The organism is Nonomuraea sp. NPDC003709 (assembly GCF_040610775.1).
Lineage (GTDB): Bacteria > Actinomycetota > Actinomycetes > Streptosporangiales > Streptosporangiaceae > Nonomuraea > Nonomuraea angiospora_A.
In genome coordinates this window covers 85,515-107,094 of the sequence record NZ_JBEXMW010000035.1, presented here as the reverse complement: position 1 = coordinate 107,094, position 21,580 = coordinate 85,515, and the positions used below count along the sequence as shown (strand labels likewise).

At 71.7% G+C, this 21,580-nt stretch carries 20 protein-coding genes; 6 read left to right on the top strand and 14 right to left on the bottom strand.

All coding sequences use genetic code 11. The features are described 5' to 3' along the window. The coding region (gene tnpA, locus ABZX61_RS58190) for an IS200/IS605 family transposase (protein ID WP_355209900.1) at nt 1-297 on the top strand (297 nt) is incomplete at its 5' end. On the opposite strand, the gene ABZX61_RS58185 is transcribed toward tnpA, so the two are convergent. Together ABZX61_RS58185 and ABZX61_RS58180 are read right to left on the bottom strand one after the other, a co-directional pair. Beyond that, a complete protein-coding gene (locus tag ABZX61_RS58185) occupies nt 294-578 on the bottom strand; it encodes a hypothetical protein (protein ID WP_355209897.1) in 285 nt (94 codons plus the stop codon). The genes tnpA and ABZX61_RS58185 overlap by 4 nt on opposite strands. A gap of 105 nt (nt 579-683) precedes the next feature. Continuing rightward, entirely contained in the window at nt 684-1,661 is a 978-nt protein-coding gene (locus tag ABZX61_RS58180; RefSeq protein ID WP_355209894.1) for a nitroreductase family protein, read from the bottom strand. A gap of 163 nt (nt 1,662-1,824) precedes the next feature. On the opposite strand from ABZX61_RS58180, the gene ABZX61_RS58175 reads away from it, so the two are divergent. After that, on the top strand, nt 1,825-2,232 hold the full coding sequence (locus tag ABZX61_RS58175) for a pyridoxamine 5'-phosphate oxidase family protein (protein ID WP_350727597.1): 408 nt from the start codon (nt 1,825-1,827) through the stop codon (nt 2,230-2,232). 324 nt (nt 2,233-2,556) lie between these two features. Here ABZX61_RS58175 and ABZX61_RS58170 read toward each other — a convergent pair whose 3' ends face one another. Together ABZX61_RS58170 and ABZX61_RS58165 are read right to left on the bottom strand one after the other, a co-directional pair. Continuing rightward, nucleotides 2,557-3,198 carry a DUF305 domain-containing protein gene (locus ABZX61_RS58170; RefSeq protein WP_355209890.1) on the bottom strand — a complete coding sequence of 214 codons (642 nt, stop codon included), beginning with the start codon at nt 3,196-3,198 and terminating at the stop codon, nt 2,557-2,559. A gap of 116 nt (nt 3,199-3,314) precedes the next feature. After that, nucleotides 3,315-5,009 (bottom strand): GAF domain-containing protein, encoded by a 1,695-nt coding sequence (locus ABZX61_RS58165; protein ID WP_355209887.1) that lies wholly within the window; start codon nt 5,007-5,009, stop codon nt 3,315-3,317. A gap of 72 nt (nt 5,010-5,081) precedes the next feature. On the opposite strand from ABZX61_RS58165, the gene ABZX61_RS58160 reads away from it, so the two are divergent. Then, entirely contained in the window at nt 5,082-5,723 is a 642-nt protein-coding gene (locus ABZX61_RS58160; RefSeq protein WP_355209884.1) for a response regulator transcription factor, read from the top strand. A gap of 26 nt (nt 5,724-5,749) precedes the next feature. On the opposite strand, the gene ABZX61_RS58155 is transcribed toward ABZX61_RS58160, so the two are convergent. The 10 genes from ABZX61_RS58155 to ABZX61_RS58110 form a co-directional block, all read right to left on the bottom strand. Beyond that, a complete protein-coding gene (locus ABZX61_RS58155) occupies nt 5,750-6,235 on the bottom strand; it encodes a CBS domain-containing protein (protein ID WP_355209881.1) in 486 nt (161 codons plus the stop codon). Nucleotides 6,236-6,336: 101 nt separating this feature from the next. Continuing rightward, complete coding sequence (locus tag ABZX61_RS58150; protein ID WP_355209878.1) at nt 6,337-7,434, bottom strand: YbdK family carboxylate-amine ligase; 1,098 nt, start codon at nt 7,432-7,434, stop codon at nt 6,337-6,339. Nucleotides 7,435-7,482: 48 nt separating this feature from the next. After that, the gene (locus tag ABZX61_RS58145; protein WP_350727591.1) at nt 7,483-8,322 is read right to left on the bottom strand and encodes a universal stress protein; all 840 of its coding nucleotides are present in this window, start codon (nt 8,320-8,322) and stop codon (nt 7,483-7,485) included. Between the two features lie 113 nt (nt 8,323-8,435). Further along, nucleotides 8,436-8,606, bottom strand: coding sequence for a hypothetical protein (locus ABZX61_RS58140; RefSeq protein WP_355209875.1), 171 nt, complete (start codon nt 8,604-8,606; stop codon nt 8,436-8,438). Between the two features lie 15 nt (nt 8,607-8,621). Further along, nucleotides 8,622-9,704 (bottom strand): cellulose-binding domain-containing protein, encoded by a 1,083-nt coding sequence (locus tag ABZX61_RS58135; RefSeq protein ID WP_355209872.1) that lies wholly within the window; start codon nt 9,702-9,704, stop codon nt 8,622-8,624. Nucleotides 9,705-9,845: 141 nt separating this feature from the next. Further along, complete coding sequence (locus ABZX61_RS58130; RefSeq protein ID WP_355209869.1) at nt 9,846-11,888, bottom strand: GxGYxYP domain-containing protein; 2,043 nt, start codon at nt 11,886-11,888, stop codon at nt 9,846-9,848. A 101-nt stretch (nt 11,889-11,989) separates the two neighbouring features. Next, nucleotides 11,990-13,312: an NAD(P)/FAD-dependent oxidoreductase gene (locus tag ABZX61_RS58125; protein WP_355209867.1), complete on the bottom strand. Its 1,323-nt coding sequence runs from the start codon at nt 13,310-13,312 to the stop codon at nt 11,990-11,992. A gap of 30 nt (nt 13,313-13,342) precedes the next feature. Continuing rightward, nucleotides 13,343-13,888, bottom strand: a complete 546-nt coding sequence (locus ABZX61_RS58120) for a PadR family transcriptional regulator (protein ID WP_355209864.1) — start codon at nt 13,886-13,888, stop codon at nt 13,343-13,345. A gap of 193 nt (nt 13,889-14,081) precedes the next feature. After that, nucleotides 14,082-15,542 (bottom strand): serine/threonine-protein kinase, encoded by a 1,461-nt coding sequence (locus ABZX61_RS58115; protein ID WP_355209861.1) that lies wholly within the window; start codon nt 15,540-15,542, stop codon nt 14,082-14,084. A gap of 131 nt (nt 15,543-15,673) precedes the next feature. Next, a complete protein-coding gene (locus tag ABZX61_RS58110) occupies nt 15,674-16,651 on the bottom strand; it encodes a LacI family DNA-binding transcriptional regulator (RefSeq protein WP_355209858.1) in 978 nt (325 codons plus the stop codon). A 164-nt stretch (nt 16,652-16,815) separates the two neighbouring features. On the opposite strand from ABZX61_RS58110, the gene ABZX61_RS58105 reads away from it, so the two are divergent. From ABZX61_RS58105 to ABZX61_RS58095, 3 genes are read left to right on the top strand one after another with little or no spacing between them, the layout of a single operon-like run. Then, the gene (locus ABZX61_RS58105) at nt 16,816-18,099 is read left to right on the top strand and encodes an MFS transporter (protein ID WP_355209855.1); all 1,284 of its coding nucleotides are present in this window, start codon (nt 16,816-16,818) and stop codon (nt 18,097-18,099) included. Next, the gene (locus tag ABZX61_RS58100; protein ID WP_355209852.1) at nt 18,096-20,741 is read left to right on the top strand and encodes a family 78 glycoside hydrolase catalytic domain; all 2,646 of its coding nucleotides are present in this window, start codon (nt 18,096-18,098) and stop codon (nt 20,739-20,741) included. Before ABZX61_RS58105 ends, ABZX61_RS58100 begins: the two co-directional genes overlap by 4 nt. Before the next feature lie 12 nt (nt 20,742-20,753). After that, nucleotides 20,754-21,575, top strand: a complete 822-nt coding sequence (locus ABZX61_RS58095) for an SDR family oxidoreductase (protein ID WP_355209849.1) — start codon at nt 20,754-20,756, stop codon at nt 21,573-21,575. The last annotated feature ends 5 nt before the right edge of the window (nt 21,576-21,580 follow it).

Here is a 21,580-nt window from a genome sequence, read left to right as displayed (position 1 = left end):
GAGGAGATCATGCGGGACGTGTGCGCCGACTTCGAGACCGAGCTGCGCGAGTTCAACGGCGAGAACAATCACGTCCACCTGCTGGTGAACTTCCCGCCCAAGATCGCCTTGTCCAAACTCGTCAACTCGTTGAAGGGCGTTTCCTCACGCAGGATGCGCCAGGAGTTTCCCGAGCTGGCCCGTCACTATTACCGGGCGACCAAGCTGTGGTCGGGCTCGTACTTCGCCGGGTCGGTGGGCGGCGCACCGATCAGCGTCCTGCGCCAGTACATCGAGCAGCAAAACCGTCCCGGTTAAGGCACGTTCAGGCCCCAGAAGGCCTTCCCGCGCGGGCCTTCACCCCCAGCCTGAAGGCCGGAGCACTGGCCCGCATTCCGGTAGCCACGGTCGATCTCGTGCTCGTGCCGGGCGCGGGTCCGCTCGGCGCCGTCGGGGGTCGTCCACCAGAGGCCGCCGTCGAACCGCAGCCACTCCAGGGCCGGGTCGGCGGCGAACCGGGTGCGGTAGCGGTCGATGCCGAGCAGGCGCAGGAGATGGTACGGGCCGGACCGCGCGCCCGCCGAGTTGAGCCAGGACAACGAGCGACCCGACGCCCCGCTGGCCAGCTCCGCCTCGGTGACCAGGACGACCTCGGCGCCCGCCGCGAGCTCCCCACGAACCTCCTGGCCGAGCGGAAGTGACCGCTACATCGTCGCCTCCGACACCGAGCGGCGGACCGACCCCTTGTCGTCGGAGGTGACGCCCAACCGCATGATCATCTGCGGGTACTCGTCCGAGCAGAGCTCGTGGCGCAGGAACTCGCGCAGCAGATCCATCTCCAGCGCCTGCGTGTGGAAGGCGGCGCTGACACCGTAGGCGGCGGCCTCCAGCAGGACGTGCTGCAGCGCCTGCCCGGCGTCGATCCACTCCTGGCGGCCGTCGCCCCGCGTGGTGAGCAGCGCCACGACTCCGGCACACGTCTCGGTCCGCTGGTCGGCCTGGCTGCCCCAGTCGTGCCCCCAGGAGTAGTCGCGCTGGGGGAAGTCCGGGTCCGTGCGTACCGCTTGGCGGGGGTAGCCCTCGGCGGGCACTCCGTCCTTGCGGCTGCTGCCCGGCGGCCGGGCCCAGCGGACCACCTCCAGGCCGAAGCGGCGGTCCTGTGCCTGGATGCCCTGCGCGGCCTGGGTGAGGGCGGCGATGACCCTGACCGCGTCCGGGGAGCGGACGGGGGTCAGCCTGGCGCCCTCCTCCATGGCCGCGCGGGTCAGCCGTTCGATCAGCCTGTCGGGCACCGGCACGTCGGCGAAGCCGGCGCGGTGGGTGCGGCGCCGCTCGATCTCCTTGCCGAGCGTCTTGAGGGACTCGTCGGGGGCCATTTCGGCGCCCGGCCGGAGCCTGGCGAGCAGCGAGGGGCGGTCCGGGTCCGGCAGCGTACGCACCACGGGCTCCCAGCCTTCGCAGCGCATGGCAGTACGGAGGGTGTAGAGCGCAGCGCCGCAGCTGATCAGCAGCTCGCGGCCGGAGGTGTCGCTGACGCGCAGTTTTCTGTCCGGGTCCGCCCGCAGGCTGATCTCCTCCCCCGAGGTCGTGAAGATCCAGGGCTGCGTGTTGTGTATGGACGGCGCCCAGCGCGCGGCCTCCAGCGCGGTGTCGATCGCGTGCTTCGCCGATAGGACAGCCATGGCTTCCACCTCCGTCGGGCCCTCTGTCCAGCCCATCACACCCTCCGCTTCCGGGTCAGGGCCGAAGGTCCCCGGCCGCCAGGGCCGTCAGGCCCTCTATCGGCGGTGACGAAGGGACTTTCGCCTCTAACGCGGAGGTGGCACCAGCAGGGAAGTTAAGGGTATGCAGCTCGATTCGTCCGGACTTCAGGTGCTCTCCCGCGAGGAGTGTCTCGGCCTGCTGTCCACGACCCCCATCGGCCGGATCGTGTTCACCGAACATGCCCTGCCGGCCGTGCAGCCGGTCAACTTCCACCTCGACGGCCGCTCCATCGTGATCCGGACCTCGATCGGGTCGAAACTGGCGGCCGCCACGCGGCACGCCGTGGTGGCCTTCGAGGCCGACGAGTTCGATTCCGAGCTGCGTACGGGCTGGTCCGTCACCGCGGTCGGGCAGGCGCGGGCCGTGACGGACCCGGACGAGATCCACCGGCTGGCGGCGCTGCCGTTGACCACCTGGGTGCCGGGGAACCGGGACCACTACATCGTGGTCGACGCCCAGGAGGTGTCCGGCCGGCGCATCACCCCCTGAGGGCGCTTGAGGGCGCTGCTGTTCGCGCGTTTGACGAATCCAGGAAAAAGCGCGGGATTCATAGCAAGCCATCAGGCAACAGTAATAGCAACATCACTGTCTGTAATCGGGGTGAAGTAATGCGCAAAGTGATCATTCTGACTGTGGCCGTGGCCGCCGCTGCCGCGCTGACGATGGCTGGCCTGGCGGTCCTTCGAGGCGACTCGCGTTCGGCCAAAGCCCGCTAAGCGGACCTGGGGCCAGGACCCCGAAGTCCCGCAGTTCGCGTCGCGGACTGCGGGAAGGTCTCGAGCTGTGGGAAGGTCGCGGGCTGCGGGAAGGCGGTCACTTCCGCATCGCGCACGGCATGCTCCAGCCCTTGAACCAGTGGGCCAGGTACCGCTGCATCTGGAACATCTCGGCATGCCGGGTGTCGCGCATCCTGACGGCGAAGCCGGTGGTCTCGGTGTGCGTTGCCCGCCCGGACATCAGCAGTTGCTGGGACATCGACACCGCGGCCATGTGATGCGGAATCATGTCGAGCAGGAACGCATTGTCCAGCGCGTCGCCCGACAGCTCGGACAGATCGCGGATCATCGGCTGGTAGCCGGTCACCGTCCCCGAACGCCCTGGATACCACTTGTCCAGCCAGGCCCTCATCGTGGCGATGTCGGCGCTCCGCCGGGCGATGATCGAGGCTCCGAGAGCACGCATCTGCGGCCGGTCCGAGCGCCGCAGTTGCCGGGCCGCCGTCACGGCTTCTTGATCGTGAGCCACCATACGGGCCAGATAGCCGGCCTCGTCGGTGACGTTCATGCTGCGCGTCGACCCGTACGCCCCGGTCAGGCTCCGCTCCGTCGGCGTGGCGTTGCGCTGCTCGACGATGGCCTGCTGGGCGATGCCGGTGGCCGTTGCGGCAAGGCCGGTCACCGCGACGGCCGCCAGTGCGGACCCGGCCGCGATCCCCGCCACTGCCGAACGTTTCATCTCGGCTCCCCGTGTTCGATTCCCCTTCCCGTCTATGCTCCGGGGTGACTCACCGCGTCCGACAGGGCCTTACGCCCCATACGATCAGGACCAACGTCCTTCCGGCGGAGCCGATCTCACAGGGGGATCCGCCAGCACAGCCGTGTCCCGCCCGCTTCGGGCGTCGTGAGCTCCGCGCCGCCGCCCAGCCGGGTGGCGCGTTCCTCGATGTTGCGCAGGCCGCTGCGGCGCCCCGTCTCCCCCACGCCGACGCCGTTGTCCGTGACCACGAGCACGAGCCCGCCGCCCGCGGCCTCGACGAGGACGTCGACACGCGTCGCGCGGGAGTGGCGGACCACGTTGGACAGGGCCTCGCGCAACACGGCCAGCAGATGATCGGCGACCGGCTCGGGCACCAGCGCGTCGATCTGACCTTCCATGCGCAGGCCCGGCATGAAGCCCAGATGGCCCGAGGCGCCCTCCACCAGCTCCACGATCCGGCCCCGCAGGCTGGGAACGGGCTGCTCACCGGAGCCCTGCAGCGCGAAGATGGACGAGCGGATCTGCCGGATCGTCCCGTCCAGCTCGTCGATCGCGTGCTGGACCCGCTTGGCCGCCTCCGGCCGCTCCACCAGCCGGATCGTGCTCATCAACGTCATCGCGGTGGCGAACAGCCGCTGGATGACCACATCATGGAGATCTTTGGCGATGCGATCGCGATCTTCCAGCAGGCCGAGCCGCTCGGCGTCCCTGCGCGACTCGGCCAGCTCCAGCGCGATCGCCGCCTGACCGGCGAACGACTGCAGCACCTGCTCGTCCGCCCCGCTGAACGGCAACCGCCCGCTCCGCTTGGCCAGCACCAGCACCCCGCGCACGTCCGGTGCGCTGCCGAACGGCACCATCATCACCGGCCCGTAACCCAGCCGCCGCAACGGTGAGCCGGGGCGCGGGCCGCTCTGCATGTCCGGGTCGGACATCGCCTCGCCCTGGACGAACACGTCCCCCGCGAGCGTCTCCGACACCACGAAGACGGCCCCCAGCAGCTCCTGCGCGCCCTCGCCCTCCGCGAACTCCACGATCAGCGACTGCCTCGACGGCTCCGGCAGGAGCACCTCGACCAGGTCCGCATCGGTCATCGCGAGGGCGGAGTCGGCCACCAGGCTCAGCGCCTGACGCGGGTCGGTGCCGGACAGCAGGCGCGTGGTGACGTCGGACGACGCCTGCAGCCAGGTCTCCCGCCGCCGGGACTCCTCGTACATGCGGGCGTTGTCCACGGCGACGCCGGCCGCGGTGGCCAGCGCCACGACGATGGCCTCGTCCTCCTCGTCGAACTCGCCGCCGCCGCGCTTCTCGGTCAGGTAAAGGTTTCCGAAAACTTCCTCGCGCACCCGGATCGGGACGCCGAGGAAGGTGCCCATCGGCGGATGCCCCTGGGGGAAGCCGTACGACTCCGGGTGGTCGGCGATGCGGCCCAGCCTGAGCGGCCGCGCGTCCTTGATCAGCAGGCCCAGCAGGCCCAGGCCGTGCGGCCAGTGCTCGATCCTGGCGATCTCCTCCTCGGTCAGCCCGACCGGGATGAACTGGATGAGCGTGTTCTCGTGGCCGATCACGCCCAGCGCGCCGTAGCTGGCGTCCACGAGCTTGGTCGCGGTCCCCACGATGCGGCGCAGCACGGTCTCCAGATCGAGCTCGCTGCCCACCGACACCACGGCCTCGAGCAGTACGTGCACCCGATCCCGGGTGGCCAGCACGGCATTGAGCCGTACCTGCAGCTCGGCCAGCAGCTCGTCGAGCCGCACCTGCGGCATCACCGGATGATGCTCGCTCTCCACATCTTCAAGTGTCGCACCAGGCCGGCGGCGGTGTCTCTCGCAGTGCTCCCGGCATCGGATAGCGTCGTATATGTGATTCGTGTGTTCCTCGTCGACGATCACGAGGTCGTCCGGCGGGGCGTCGCCGCGTTGCTGGGATCCGAGGACGACATCGAGGTCATCGGAGAGGCCGGCACGGCCGAGTCCGCGATCGCCCGCATCGCCGCGCTGAAGCCCGACGTGGCGGTGCTGGACGTACGGCTGCCGGACGGCAGCGGCGTGGACGTGTGCCGCGAGGTGCGCTCGAGGGTGCCGGGGCTGGCGTGCCTGATGTTGACGTCGTTCGCCGATGACGACGCGCTGTTCGCGGCGGTGATGGCCGGGGCGGCCGGCTACGTGCTCAAGCAGATCCACGGCTCCGACCTCGTCGGCGCGGTCCGCACGATCGCCGCGGGGCAATCGCTGCTCGACCCGCAGACCACCGCAGCCATGCTGCAGCGCCTGCGCGACCAGGCCGCCAGGAAGGATCCCCTCGCCGCGCTGTCGGACCAGGAGCGGCACATCCTCGACCTGATCGGTGAGGGGCTGACCAACCGGCAGATCGGCGAGCAGTTGTTCCTGGCGGAGAAGACGGTCAAGAACTACGTGTCCAACCTGCTGGCCAAGCTCAACATGCAGCGCCGCACCCAGGCCGCCGCGCTGGCGGCGCGCCTGCGGGACGACCGTCCCGAATAACCCGCCGGCGGCCGGGGGGACAGCGTTCAGGGCGCGTCTCCCACGGCGGAGGCCGGGGGAAGGACGGGTTCGAGGTGGAACATCCCGGTGACCACCTCATGGGACCCTTCGGCGGGGCGGAGCCGTCCGGCGACGGCCAGCAGCACGTCATGAGCCGTGACCAGGCCGATCAGCCCGCCGCCGTCGACCACCGGCACGGCGTCGCATCCGGCGTCCAGCATCGCCGCCGCGACCCGGGTCAGCGGGGTGTCCAGGCGGACCACCGGCCTGCGCTCGCACCCGAGCAACATCCGTACCTGACGGCTGGACTGCTCCTCCGGACCGCCCGACCAGGACGCCGCCACCTGCTCACGCGTCAGGATGCCGAACACGTGCCGCCCCTCGACGACCGGCAGGTGGTGAACGTCGGCGCGGCGCATCAGCTCCCAGGCCATCAACGGCGACTCGTCCGGCTTGACCGCCACCAGGACCCGGCTCATCACCTGCTCGGCGGCCAGCATTTCGACGGTCATGACCCCTCCTCTCTCCCACCTCCACCTTTACGACGGCGGGCCCGCCGCGCCCGGGGACGAAGTCCCGAATGGGGGTGACATTGGTCCCCATCTCGCGTCATTCAGGCGAGTGTCGCGTCGGCGAGCAGCTGGGCGAATCGACGAGGAGAGCCGGCCTGGGACCACATCGTCCGCTGCCGGGCCGCACCCGTCCCCCGGCGGGCCAGCCGGTGGAGCAGCAGGGCGATCGGTTCGGGCTCGGGCAGGCGCGGCAAGAGGAGCTCCAGCAGGTCGCGGTGGGTCAGGGCCCGCGACGTGTACGGATCGAGGGCCGGCGCGTCCAGGCCGAGGCGGGCAGCGGCGGCCAGCTCGGCGACGATCTGCCGGTCACTCAGCGCCTTGATCGGCACATTTCTTGTCATGTCGGCGATGGCCAGGGCGACGAGCGCCCGCGCCATGGCGGCCAGCAGCACGGTGTCCTCGACCGAGAGGCAGGTGTCCATGACCCGCAGCTCCACGGTCGGGTAGCGCGGTGACAGCCGGGCGTGGAAGTACACGCTCCGTTCGTCCAGGGCCCGGCCGCGGCGGATCAGGTGGCACACGGTGGCGTCGTAGTCGGCCGCCGACCGCCACGCCAGGGGAGGCGCCGCCGTCGGCCAGCGGCTCCACTGCCGGTAGCGGCGGCTGGCCCAGCCCGTGTCCCCGCCGCCGGCGATGGGAGAGTTGGCGCTGAGCGCCAGCAGCGTGGCCAGATAGGGCCGGAGCCGGGTCAGGATCTGCACTCCCAGCTCGCGGGAGGAGATGCCGACGTGTACGTGGCAGCCGCAGGTGCCCGAGCCCGCGACCAGGGCTCCATGGCGGGCCGCCAGCGCCCGATAACGGTCGTCGGCCGTGAGAGCGGACAGACCGGGCATGTTTCGCGGGGGAATCCCGCACGCGACGAGATGGCAGCCCCGTTCCCGCGCCGCGCGTGCGGCGAGCGTCCGGTGGCGCGACAGTTCCTCGGCCACCTGCGCCAAGTCCGTGCACACGCCGGTGACCGTTTCGAGCTGGTAGCGCATGGCCTCGGCTTTGACGTGCGGATCGCCGCCGAGCAGCGCCAGGACCGCCGGCGCGGCCAGGGCCGGGCCGCCTTCGGCATGATCCAGCAGCAGGAACTCCTCCTCCACGCCCACCGTCAGCATCCGGACCACAGGGGTGGCGGTGCCATCCGCTCTCATCGCAGCCTCCCCGGAAGCAACCTGCGTACGGGGCGATCGATCCCTTCCCTACCGCACCACGGCGACGGCGCAGCGGGCGTGGTGCAGCATCGCGTGGCTGACCGAGCCCAGCAGCGCCGAGCGGATGACTCCGCGCCCGTGCGAGCCGACCACCACCAGCGCGGCCTTGGCCGAAGCAGTCACCAGAGCGTCGACCGGGTGGGCGCGCCGCACGTCCTCGACCACCTCCACCCCTGGGTACGCCTCCCGGAATCGGGCGATCCTGGCGGCGACGACCTGGTTGGCGGCCGCGGTGACGTCGTCGGGGTCGTAGTTGACCTGTGGGGCGTACAACTGCACCGGCGGCTGCCAGGCGTGGAGCGCGCGCAGCGGGCTGCCGCGCAGCTCGGCCTGGCGGAAGGCGAACTCGAGCGCGGGCTCGCACTCCGGCGAGTCGTCGACGCCGACCACCACCTCACCGCGTACGGACTCCTGCTCGGGCCGCACCACGACCACCGGGCAGTGCGCCTGACCGGCCACGTGCAAGCTCACGGAGCCGAGCAGGGCCCCCTCGAACCCGCCCAGCCCCCGGCTGCCGATGACGATCTCGGTCGCGTCCTTGGCCTGCTCCCGCAGGGCCACCGCCGCGGGCCCCTCGACGACCTCGGTCGACACCTCGACGTCCAGCTGGCGCTCCCCCGCCAGCTCGGCCGCCTCGGTCACCATCGTCTGCGCCATGCGGTCGAGCACGTCCGGCTCGGGAGCGGCGTGGAACCTCGAAAAGCGGTACGAATCGCGGTTCACGGCGTGCACGACGCGCAGCGGCTCGTGCCTGCGCTTCGCGTCATCGACCGCCCAGGCCACCGCCGCGTACGACGCCCGCGATCCGTCGACACCTGCAATGATCATGTCGGGTCCCCCCTCTCCCCCATCGCACCGCACGCGACCTCGCCGCCCCAGGGCCATAAGTCCCTCATGCACAGGGCCAACGACCCGGCGTCCGACGGCCGCGAAAGGGCTCGTCAAATGGCCTTTTCGGGGCCTGGCGCGCTGCCGGCCGGCTCGCGCGCGAAGAGCCCGCCGAGGGCGGCGGCGAGGACGGGCAGCACGACGACCACGGCCGCGATCGTCGGCCTCGTACGGCCCAGGCCGGCGACCGGAGCGCGCCGATGGGCGGCGTGATCGCTGATCACGCCGCCCATCGCCGGTCAGGTGAGGAAGCTGCCGTAGGGGCCGTTCAGCATGGCGTTCTTCTGTGTCTGGTTGAAGATGCAGTTCGGGTAGGAGTAGAAGGTCGCCGACATGCACGTCCCGTCGGTGGAGGTGGCGTCGGGCAGGCCGAACGCGTGCCCCAGCTCGTGCACCATTCCGCCGTACCACCGGTTCATCGCGCCGTTGATCCCCGCGGCGCCGTCGGCGTCGTGTCCGCTGAGGATCACCCACCCGTTGCCGCCGCCACCACCGGCGCCGTCGCCTTCGGCGCTGATCTCGCCGACGTTGACCCAGCGGTTGTCCGGCGCGCCGAGACCGAGCTTACGGCGCAGCTCGGCCTGCATGTTGCACACCGTCCACCAGTACTTCTCCCCGCAGTTGGGGGTGTTCTCGTACCAGGTCCGCGGCTGGTCGCCGTTGACGACCTCGACGACCGGGTTGTTCAGCGTGAACGTCTTGCCCAGCTGCTGCTTGAAGAAGCGCTGCGCCTCCTGCATGACCTTCGCGATGCCGTCCGGGTAGCGCTGGTCGTAGGCCACGTCCGAAGGCTTGAGCCAGTAGACCCGCACGGTCCGCGACGGCGGCGGGCCCGACGTCGGGGTCACGGTCGGGGTCACGGTCGGGGTCACCGTGGGAGTCACGGTGGGGGTGGGGGTCACGGTGCCCGTGCAAGTGACGCCGTTGAGGGTGAAACTGGCCGGCACCGGATTGGTGGAGTTGTTCCACGTGCCGTTGAATCCGAACGAGGCGCTGCCGTTCGTCGGCAGGGAGCCGTTCCAGCCGGCGTTGGCGGCGGTCACCGCGCTGCCGTTCTGCGTCACGACGGCGTTCCAGGCCTGGCTGACCGTCTGCGAGGCGGCGAAGCTCCAGCGCAGGGTCCAGCTCGTGAGTGGATCACCGAGGTTCTTGATCGCGACGTTGGCGCTGAAGCCGCCGGCCCATTGCGAGCCCAGGGTGTAGGTGACCTGGCAGCCGGCCGCGGCCGCGTGCGCCGTGATCGTGCTCGCCACCGCGGCGCCGGCCATGCAGACGGCCAGGGCCCCGGCGATGAGGCCCCTGCGTAATCCTCGTAAGTGCATCCGCTTTCTCCGTGTGAGGGGGAGCCCGAAAAATGTGAACCTTAACAACGAGCACGGTGATGATCCATACCGAGCCTGTCAATGAGCGTCGGCGGGAGGCTGCTACGGACGTGGGGAAATGCTTTTGGGACTCTGAAAGTTTCAGGCCGACAGATGTTCGCGCAGCAGCGCGAAGAACGTGTCGCCGCGGACGATCTCGAACGGATCCCCCAGGAGCCCCGCGAGCTCGGCGATGTCGGCCGGCGTCCAGTTCCAGGCGTTGACCGCGCCGGCGATGAACAGCGGCGCTCCCCCGTCCCATCCCTCGATCCGCCGCACCAGCGTGTCCCGGTACTCCTGCGCCTTGCCCTGCGGCGAGAAGTTCCCGATCACGGGCAGGCCCGCCGGGTGGATCAGCAGGTCGCCGGTCTCCCACGACTGGATGATGCCGCGCACCGGGGTGTCGCGCCGGTAGGCGGCGACGATGCGCTCGTCGAAGGCCACCCAGCCGTCGCCCTCGGGCTTGCGGTGGTTGTAGGCGTAGACGAGATCCATGCCGGTACGGCGCAGGAAACGGCCGGTGAGCCGCGTGTACGCGGCCAGCGCCGCCGCGGGCCAGGACCCCGGGTAGGTGTAGCCGGCGCCGGACGGGCCGGCCACGAGCAGGTCGTTGGCGGTGGCCGTGCGCTGGTAGTACGCCAGCAGCGCGGGCCCGATGTCGGCCAGCAGCGGGCTGACCGTCCAGTTGACCGGCACGCCGCCGCGCTTGGGGTCGTCCCAGATCTCGCGCATCCGGCGCTGGCAGTACTGGATGTTGTCGCCCTCGCCGACCGTGAGCGTGAGATAGACGCGAGCGCGTAACCTGGCCGGCGGTCGCGGGCGTACCCGGTCGGAGATCCTGGCGGAGACCCCGGCGTGGACGGTGGCGTTCATGTAGTAGTCGGCGGGGACCACCTCGACGCCGTGCTGGGAGGCCCGGTCGACGCCGCCCCACTCGCCCGCCACGTCGTTGGAGAACCAGCCCGCGTACGGCGTGGCGGGCTCCACCCGGCCGAAGATCTCGTCGAGCAGCTCACCGGTGGCGCCGCTGGGCGGCAGCCAGCAGACCATGGCCCGGGTGGCCACCGCGTAGTCGCGGAAGTAGGGGAACGGCTCGACCCGGGTGGGCGCGGTCGTCGCGGCCGTGACCAGGTACTGGTTCCACAGGTCCACCTCGACCAGCAGTTGCCGGGCGCCGACCGGGGCGGTGAAACGGTAGATGAAGTAGTTGCCGCCGTCGGCGAAACGGTTGTCGTCGCCGCCGATGGCGGAGTTGAGGCCGTCGAAGAGGTAGGGGGCCTCGGCCTCCGTGCCGGGGGTGAACGCCGCGATCTGCGTCCCGTCCGCGGTCACCTTCACCGAGCCCACGGACGCGCCCCAGCCGTCGTCGCCGAGCGAGTCCTGGAAGCGCAGGTAGACGCCGTCCTGGGCGGTCGGCAGCTCCTGGCTCAGGTCGAACGTGCGCACCGCCCGGTTGGAGGAGTCGCGGACGCGCTCGGTCTCCCGCGCGAGCTCGCGCCACCGCACGCCGTCCACCCGCACGGTCCTGGTGGGCGGGAGCCCGGCGAGCAGGGTGTGGGTGCAGCGGGGGAACAGGTGGTCGAGCTGCCAGCGGTACGTGGCCAGGACGTCGGCGGGGTCGAAGCGGCCGCGCAGGTCCACGACGGTACGCAGGCCGTGCGCGGCGGCCTGCTCGGCGGTCGCGGCGACGGCGTCCTCCAGACCGGCCAAGGTGGTGGCGACGTTGACGGAGTCGGGGACGTCCGGGTCGTGCAGGATCGCGCCGCGCACCTCGGCGCGGTAGCGGGCGACCAGGTCGAGGGGGCGGTCGTGACGGGTGACCGCCGCGCCGGTGCTGGACAGCCAGCGCTGGTCGTGTCCGGCGGCGTCGTAGTTGAAGTAGAGGCGCGGCCGGCGGCGGTTGACGACGCCCTGGAGGGTGGTCAGGAGCAGCTGGTCGTCGCCGTGGAGGGTGGTGAGGTCGGCGAAGTCGAGGTGGGTGGGACGGCCGAAGTTCGGCAGGAAGGTGGGGAGGGTTCGCGCCGCGGCGGGGCCCTGGACGGTGGGGAAGGTTCGCGCGGCGGCGGGGTCCCGGAAGGTGAGGCCGAGGCCGCCGGCCGCCAGGACCACGCCGTTCGCCCGCAGGAAACTGCGTCGTGACACCATCAACGATCTCCGCTCCTCGTGGGGGGACAAGGATTGACACCGCTGTCAACTGCCCTCGAACGTAACAACGTGACGTGATGTTGTCCATGGTGTAAACCACCTCAGCGCTCTCCGAACACCGCCCGCCCGAGCGGCGGGACGGCTCCGCAGGCGCGGAAGAACCACCGGGTCGCCGACCGCTTCAGCGGGCTGTGCTCGAGCGCGGCGTCGGTGTTGCGGACGACCTCTCGGACGGTGTCGAACCCGTGGCGCAGCATGTCCGCCTCGTAGGCGCGCAACGCCTGCGCCAACGGCTGCTCGCCGCGGTCGGCCGCGGTGAGCGCGGCGCAGAGCCGGTGCGCGTCGCGCAGCGCCGCGTTGCCGCCGAGCCCGCCGACCGGGGGCATGTGGTGGACGGCGTCCCCGAGCCCGGTGACGTTGCCCGTCTCCCACGGTTGGAGCGGCTCGGCGGCGCTGAACTCGGTCTGGTAGAGGGTGTCCGGGGTCGAGTCGGCGAGCAGCCGGCGCAGGTCGGGATGCCAGCCGGCGGTCCGCCGGGCCAGCATCTCCCGCACCGCGGCCGGGTCGGCCTGGGCCTCCGGCGTGAAGTCCGCCGGGAGGGAGTCCCGGTGCGCGATGAACGCCCACAGCACGTAGTCGTCGTCGTGCGCGTCCGCCAGCAGCCGCTCCGGCTCCAGCCCGAGCGCGCGTACCCGGTCGCCGAGCCTGGCGATGATCGCCGCCGGATCCTCGCGCCTGCGGAAGATCGCGGTGAACAGGAAGTCCCCGCGTGGCCAGAAGACGTTCATGCCGGCGAGCAGCCGCTCCGGCAGCCATCGCCGGTTGTCCTCCGTGAGGAAGAGCTTGCCGGCGACGGCCGTCGCCGGCAGCGTGGTGCGGCCGGCCGCGGGATGGAGCTGCGCCCACACCCGGGAGTTGACGCCGTCGGCCGCGACGAGCACGTCGGCGGTCGCGGTGGTGCCGTCGGCGAACTTCGCCGTGACCGTCCCGCCGTCCGCCCGGGCGAAGCCGGTGAACTCCTTGCCGAAGCGGACGACGTCGTCCAGGCCGGCCAGCAGCAGCTTGCGCAGGGTGATGCGGCTGACCGCGTGCCGGCCGGTCGCGGGGTCCAGCGGGTCGGGGTCCCGGCCGTCCTGGCCGATGCGGACGAGCGTGCGCATCCGTTCGTCGAGGAAGCTGATCCCGGGCCCCGGGTCGCCCGCGGTGGCCACCAGCACCTCCCACAGGGCGGGTGGCAGGCAGGCGTGCAGGGCGACGCTCCCGGCCGGATCGATGTTCAGCCGGAAGCCCTGGAGGCGCGAGTCGGCCGTGCGGTCCCGTTCGTACACGGTGACGTCCACGCCGGCTCGCTTCAGGCCCTGCGCCAGGCAGAGCCCACCGATCCCGCCGCCGATGACGGCGACGTGCAAACGCCGAGGGGGCATGAGTTTCTCACCTTTCTGGTAGCGGGCGCGTCAGGGCTGCCCGGCGGGGTTCACGAGCTCCGCGAGCAGGCGGTCGTGCCAGGTCAGCTCCATCTCGAGCTGCATCAGGGTGTAGTCGAAGGCGACGGCCTCCAGCCTGGTCAGGTGCGGGTCGGCCTCGGCGCGCAGGTTGCGCCAGAAGTCGAGCTGCGCGGCGAAGGCGTCGCGCCGTCGCCGGACGGCCGTGCGCAGCTCGTCGGGGCCGATCTCGCCGCTGTGCAGGAGCACCAGCTGGATCGCGGCCGGCCGGAACTTCGTGTCCTCGAGGACGGACCTGATCAGCGAGACCAGCTCGGTCCGGCCCTTGCCGGTGATGCCGTAGACCGTGCGGGCGGGCAGGTTGCCTTCCTGCTCGGTGCGGACCACCTCGACGACGCCTTCGTCCGCCATCCGGCGCAACGCGCCGTACAACGAGCCGGGCTTGACGTCCGCCCACAGCTCCACCCGGTCCAGCTGAGCGGCGGCCCGGATCTTGTGCCCGTGCATGGGGCCGCCGTCGGCCAGGGCGCCGAGAATGAAAAGGCGTGTTGCTCGCATATGAGTACTCAAACACGAGCACCCACCGCGCCGCAAGTCGGTCAGCGACGGTCGAGGAGGCCCGACTCGCAGGCGAGGGTGACGGCGGGCGCGAGCCCGAAGGTGAGGGTGACGGTGGGCGCGAGCCCGAAGGCGGCGGGCGACCTGATCGCCCGCGCCCCTCTGCGACCGCCACTGACCGGGCGGTCTGTCCTTACAGCCCCTGGACCAGGGCCACGATCACCGAGGTCAGCGCGACCGGTCCCATCACGGCCACCGTCACCACGGTCGCGTTGCGGCCGGGCAGCAGGCGGGCGAGGGTGCGCGCGGCGACCTGCCGCACCACACCCGCGCCGGGCAGCACGAACAGCCCCAGCGTGAACGCGCCGGCGGCCAGGGACTCCGCGTGGCTGGTGCCCAACCGGCCGGACAGGTGCAGGAGGCTCGCGACGACGGTGCCGAACGCCAGCGACAGGAACAGGTGGCCCACCGCGACGAGCGCGGCCCTGCCGAACGGCGGCCGGGTCTCGGCGAAGAAGTGATCGCCGGCGCGCAACGCCAGCGAGAGGGCCGCCGCCACCAGACCCACGGCGACCGGCATGACGACGGTCGCCGCCACCAGCGTCACGAGCACCAGCACCCCGACGAACCCGCTGCCGGCCAGGAACCGCTTGAGCTCGAAGGGCTCCGCGGGAGGCGGAGCCGGGCGGGGCTCCCGCGGCCGGTCGTCGTGGACGGTCGGAGCCGGGGCGGGCACGTAGGGCGGCGGCCGCTCCTCCTTGCGGCTCGGGGCGTATTCGACCGGCGGGAGCAGGTCGGCGACGATGTCCATGGTCAGCGTGCCGCTCGCGATCCGCTTGGTCCTGTCCGGGCGGCCCGCCGGATCGAGCGCCCTGGCCAGCCGCAGCAGCTCCCCCGCGCCGGGCCGCGCCGCCGGATCGACCTGCATCGCCCGGCTCAGCCAGCCCCGCAGCCACGCCGGCGCCTTGTCGATCTGCGCCCGCCCTTCCATGGTGTTGAAGCAGATCGCCTCGAACGTCCCCGTCCCGAACGGCGGCAGCCCCGTGGCCGCGAAGAACACCGTCGAGGCCAGCGCGTGCACGTCGGCCGCCTGGGTGATCTGCGAGTCACGGATGATCTCGGGCGCCAGGTAGCCCGGCGTGCCGACGAACATCCCGGTCTGCGTCAGCCGGGCCGCGTCCACCAGATGCGCGATGCCGAAGTCGATGACCAGCGGCTCGCCGTCGACCAGCATGACGTTGGACGGCTTGAGGTCGCGATGGATCACGTCGGCCGCGTGGATGTCCACCAGCGCCTGGCACAGCCCATGGGCGAGCTTGACGACCTCGCGCGCCTCCAGCGGGCCGTCGGTGAGCACGGTGTCCTCCAGCGTGCGGCCCGCGGCGAAGCGGGTCACCACGTAGGGCCGGTTGCCCGCCAGCTCGGCGTCGATCACCTCGGCCACGTAGCGGCTGCGCACCCGCCGCATCGTCTCCACCTCGCGGAGCAGCCGGTCACGCGACTTGAGGTCGGCGGCCACGTGCGGGTGCAGCACCTTGATCGCGACCTCGCGGCCCCCGCCGTCCAGACCGAGGTGGGCCACCCCCATGCCGCCCTCGCCGATCTTCCCGATCACCCGGTACGGGCCGAGATGCTCGTGCGTCTGCGTGCTCATTCCCGACGTCATCCTCCGTTTTCCCCTGGTACGCCGCGCTTCCGTGCGCCGGCCCGGCCATTCTCCCGCAGCGTTTCCCCCGAGATGCACAGTAAGCGAAGATCGGCCCGAGCGCGGCGCTCCTGGAGGTTTCAGGTGGAGGCGCGGTGAATGACGTGCGGGGACAACGAGGCCGGCGTCAGGCGCGGCTTGCGGCCCGACAGGTTGGCCACGACCGCGTCGGCCAGGGAGCGGCCCACCTTCTCCAGGTCGAAGGCGATCGTGCTGAGCGGCGGGTCGGCCGCCTGGGCGAGAGGAATGTCGTCGGTGCCGATGACCGCCAGATCGCCGGGGGCGGTGAGCCCGGCGCGGCGCATGCCCATGAGGAGGGCGATCGCGACCTCGTCGTTGTAGGCGCACACGGCGGTCACGGACTCTCGCCGCCAGCGCCTGGCGGCGCGGGCCATGGCGGCGCTGTCGAGCTTGGTGTCGAGCGCCGTCGGCGGGTCGACGCCGGCGTGCGCGCAGGCCTCGGCCACCCCGGCCAGCCGGTCGTCGGCGATCCTGCGGAGCAGCGGGTGCTCGGGCATGGCGTAGCCGAGGCGGCGATGGCCCAGGTCGATGAGGTGCTCGGCCTGGAGGCGGCCCATGAGCCGCATGGTGGGGTGGGCCTCGACCTCGGTGGTGAAGACGAGGTCCGCGCCCGCCCGGCGCAGGGCCTGCGCGGTCTCGTCGTCGAGCGGGTCGAGGCTGGCGACCACCGAGGCGTCGATCGCCGCGCAGACGTCGGGCAGCGGCCGCCCCGGCGCTCCGGCCAGGTGGGTGACCAGGGTCAGGCCGGAATCGGCCAGGGAGGCGGCGAACTGCTCGACGAAGCGGTTGATGCCGGGGCCGATCGACAGGTGCGGGATGGACAGCAGGACGACGTCGCTGCGTCCCGCGGCCAGGGAGCGGGCCGAGCCGCGCGGGCGGTAGTCGAGCTGCTTGACCGCGTCCAGGACGCGGCGCCTGGTCTCCTCCGGGATCGACTGCCCCGGGGTGTCGTTGAGCACGTAGCTCACGGTCGCGGCGGAGACGCCGGCTGCTCGGGCGACATCGGCGCTGGTGACCCGCTTCGCTGGGCGTCTCATGTCGGCATCGTAGGAGATTCCGGCCACCTGTGTGACGGGCGCCTCCGTTGCGTACTTGTTACGGGGAGACGTCTTGCGAGCTGTGCGGCGGTCAACGGTAGGTTACTGATGCGCTTAAGTAATGAGCTGCACTTTTCGGCCCTTACTGCTTGGGAACGGTGTTCATGGCCACTCCCCCCTCCCTCGGACCGCTCGAAACCCGGACCCCCGACGATCTGCCGAGGGCGAGTGCGAGCTACATCTTCTGGATGATGGCCGCCAACTTCGGCATCTCCATGGCCTTCGTGGTCCCGCTGTCGTTCTCGCTGGCGGTGCGGATCGACGAGCTCGCCCCCGGGCACGAGGAGGTGCTCGGGTACGTCACGGGCACCGCCCAGACCATCTATCTCGTGCTCAGTCCCCTGCTCGGCGTCTGGAGCGACCGGACCCGCAGCCGCCTCGGCCGCCGCCGCCCCTTCCTGCTCGCCGGCCTGGTCCTGGGCCTGGCGGCGCTGGTCGGCATCGCGGTCGCGCCGAGCCTGCTGCTCGTGGGAGCCGGCTGGATCCTCGCGATGCTGGGCTGGGCGACCGCCTCGCAGGCGATCCTCAACGTGCAGGCCGACCGCATCCCCGAGGCCCAGCGCGGCAAGATCGGCGGCCTCACCGGGCTGACCGGCCAGATCGCCCCCATCGTCGGCATCGGGATCACCACCGCCGTGACGGGCAACACGTTCCTCGTCTTCGTCCTGCCCGGCGTCGTCGGCGCGGTGCTGCTCGGGGTCTTCCTCGTCGTGGGCAAGGAGGACGACACGCGCGGCGCCGTGCACACCACGCCGGTGTCGGTGCGGACGCTGGCGTCCAGCTACGTGTTCAACCCCCGCAAGTACCCGGACTTCGGCTGGAACTGGCTGGGGCGCCTGATGTTCTTCATGGGGTTGTACTGCAACACGACGTTCACCACGTTCTTCTACGCCCAGCGCCTGGACCTGCCGGTGCGGGAGGTCGCCGGGGCGGCGGCCGTCATCGGGGTCCTCGGCGTCGCCGCGGCGGCCCTCGGCGCGATCGGCGGCGGCTTCCTGTCGGACAAGCTGCGCCGGCGCAAACTGTTCGCCCTCGTCGGCGCGCTGTTCTTCGTGGCGGGCGCGCTGGTGGAGGCCTTCGCGTACTCCTTCCCGGTGCTGATGATCGGGTCCGTGCTGATGCAGCTCGCGATCGCGTTCTTCAGCGCGGTCGACCAGGCGATCGTGCTCGCGGTGCTGCCGAGCCGGGAGGAGGCCGGGCGGTACATGGCCGTGGTGTCGTTCGCCCACAAGCTCCCGAGCGCGATCGCGCCGCTCATCGCCCCGTTCGTCATCGGCATCGGCGCGAGCGGCGGCGACAAGAACTACACGCTGCTCTACCTCACCGGCGCGGTGCTGGCGCTCATCGGCGGGTCGCTGGTGTTCACGCGGGTGCGGTCGGTGCGATGAGGGCGAGCGAGCACGCGCCGTACGACCTGCGGATCGCGAGTGGCGGTGACCGGTTTCCGGTCGCCGAGGAGCGGCCGGCGCTGTCCTGGAAGCCGCCGCTGACGTGGAGCGGGCAGGACGGCTACGACCTTCAGCTCCGCGTCGACGGCGTCGAGCGGAGCGTGGAGAACCTCGTCTCCGCCCGGCACCTGTTCGTCGAGTGGCCGCTGCCGCCGCTGCGCAGCCGGCAGTCCGTGGCCTGGCGGGTCCGAACGCGTCGCGGCGGGCGGTCCTCGGACTGGTCACCCTGGCACGCGTTCGAGTCGGGCCTGCTGGACCGGGACTGGTCGGCGCGCTGGATCTCCCCGCAGGAGGACGGCGAAGAATCCCGCCCGGCCTACGTCCTCGCCGGCAGCGTGGACCTGCGCGGCGACATCGCCCAGGCCCGGCTCTACGCCACGGCGCTCGGCGTCTACGAGGCGTTCGTCAACGGCACGCGGGTGGGGACGACGGAGCTGTCGCCTGGCTCCACCTCGTACGGGGACACGCTGTACGCCCAGGCCGCGGACGTCACGGCGCTGCTGCGCGGCGGCGGCAACGACCTGGAGATCCTGCTGTCGGACGGCTGGTACCGGGGCAGCGCCGGCACCTGGCGCAAGCGCGACTCCTGGGGCACGACCACCGCGGCACGGCTCCAGCTCCACGTCCGCTACGCCGACGGCACCGAGGCGGTCGCCGTCACGGACGCGGACTGGACCTCGCGCCGCGGCGCCGTCCTCGCGGCCGACCTGATGAACGGCCAGACGACCGACTTCACGTCTCCGCCCGGCGCCGCCCGGCCCGTCCTGGTGGACGCGGTCACCGCGCCGCCGATCAGCTGGTCACCGGCCCCGCCGGTGCGCCGGGTTGAGCGGATCGCCCCGCGTTCGGTGACCCGGCACGGCGACGGCGCGTGGATCGTGGACTTCGGCCAGAACGCCTCCGGCTGGATCGCCCTCGCCGACCTTGGCCCGGCCGGCACCCGTACCGTGATCGACTACGGCGAGCACCTGGACGCGACCGGGGACCTGACGACGACTCATCTGGACAGCCGGCGGCCGGGCGAGGCCGCGATCCCGTTCGTGCAGCGCGACGAGGTCGTCTCCGCGGGACGGCCCGGCGAGGTGTTCGAGCCCCGGCACACCGTGCACGGCTTCCGGTACGCGCGCGTCTCCCGCGCCGTGGACCCGGCGAGCATCGTCATGCGGGTCGTGCACACCGATCTGCGCCCGACGGCGACATTCGCCTGCAGCGACGACGATCTCAACCGGCTGCACGAGGTGGCGCGCTGGAGCTTCCGCGGCAACGCCGTGGACCTCCCGACGGACTGCCCCACGCGCGAGCGCCTGGGCTGGACGGGCGACTACCAGATCTTCGCGCCGACCGCGGCGCGCCTGTATGACGTCGACGGCTTCAGCCGCAAGTGGCTGCGCTCCGTCCGCGACGACCAGCTCGACGACGGCCGCGTGGTGAACTCCGCACCCGACGCCAACCGGCTGAAGGTCCACGACGAGCCCATGACGAACGGGATCACCGGCTCGGCGGGATGGGGCGACGCGATCGTCCTGGTCCCATGGGTGCTCTACACGACCTACGGGGACACGGCCGCCCTCGCCGAGAACTGGCCGGCGATGCGCCGGTGGGTCGAATGGGCGCTGGCGACCGCGCGCGACGCCCGGCATCCCTCCCGCGTCGAACGCTCGGCCGAGCCGCTCGCGCACGAGGAGTTCGTCTGGGACGGCTCCTTCCACTGGGGGGAATGGCTGGAGCCGAAGAAGCGCGCGGCGGACGGGTCCCTCGTCGATCCCGTGATGAGCGATCCCATGGCGTGGTACCTGGCGGACAAGGGCGAGGTGGGCACCGCGTACCTGTTCCGCTCCGTCCGTACCCTCGCCGACGTGGCGCAGGTGCTGGGGCACGCCGGCGACGCGGCCCGCTACCGCGAGACGGCGGAACGGGTACGCCGGGCCTGGCAGACGGAGTTCCTGGACGCCGAGGGCCGGACGAAGGCCGGCACGCAGGCGAGCTACGTGCGTGCCCTGGCCTTCGAGCTCGTGCCCGAGGAGCTGCGCGAGCGGGCGGCCCGGCACCTCGTCGGCCTGATCGACGCGGCCGGCGGCCACCTCGGCACGGGCTTCCTCTCGACGGCGGACCTGCTGCCCGTCCTGGCCGACTCCGGCCACCCCGGCGTCGCCTACCGGGTGCTGTACCAGCGCTCGTCCCCCTCGTGGCTGGGCATGCTCGACCGGGGCGCGACGACCATCTGGGAGGACTGGGACGGGGTGTCCGAGGACGGCACGGCCACGGCGTCGCTCAACCACTACAGCAAGGGCGCGGTCATCCGCTTCCTGCACACCCACACCCTCGGACTTCGGCAGGCGCCGGGCTCGGCCGGCTGGGAGTCCTTCGAGGTCGCGCCGGTGCTCGACGAGGCGATCACCTGGGCCACGGGCACCTTCGACGGCCCGCGGGGGCGGATCGCCGCCGGCTGGCGCGCCGAGGACGGCCACCTGACCATCGCGGTCGACGTGCCCGGGGGCTCCGAGGCGCGGATCCGCTTCCCGGACGGCAGCACGTTCCACACCGGCCCGGGGAGTTTCTCCCGACGACGTCCCATCAACTGAAGGAGTTCATTCATGTCCATTGCCGATGTGTCGGGCAAGTCCCTGGCCGAGCTCGTCTCCCTGCGAGGGCGGCGTGCGGTCGTGACCGGCGGCGGTCGCGGGCTGGGCAGGGCGATCGCGCTGCGCCTGGCCGAGGCCGGCGCCGACCTGCTGATCGGCGACATCGACGAAGAGCTCGCCGTGACCGCCGCCAAGCAGCTCGCCGAGCGCCACGGAGTACGCGCGGTGGGCGCCGCCATGGACGTCACCGACGCGGCGTCCGTGGCCGCGGCGGCCGACCTCGCGGTCGCCGAGCTCGGCGGCCTGGAGATCTGGGTGAACAATGCCGGGATCTTCCCGAGTGTCCCGCTGCTGGAGATGAGCGAGGAGACCTGGGACCAGGTGTTCGCGGTCAATGCCCGCGGCGTCTTCGTCGGCGCGCGTGAGGCGGCACGGCGGATGGCGGCGGCGGGCACCGGCGGCTCCATCGTGAACATCATCTCGACCGCGGGTTTCCGCGCGAGCGCGCCCGGCCTGGCCGCCTACGTCGGTTCCAAGCACGCCGCTCGCGGTCTCACGCGCGAGCTGGCCCTCGAACTCGCTCCGCTGGGCATCCGCGTGCTCGGGGTGGCGCCGAGCTACGTCCCCACGGAGGGCAACATGATGGCGGCGGCGGCCATGCCGGCCACCGTGCCGGCCGGCGACCTCCCGCCGACCGACCTCATGCTGAACGGCCCGATCGGCCGGATCGGCGTCCCCGACGACATCGCGCGCGTCGTCCTGTTCTGCGCGTCGGACCTGTCCGCCTTCATGACCGGCAGCACGCTGCTGGCCGACGGCGGCGACACCGCCTGACGCGC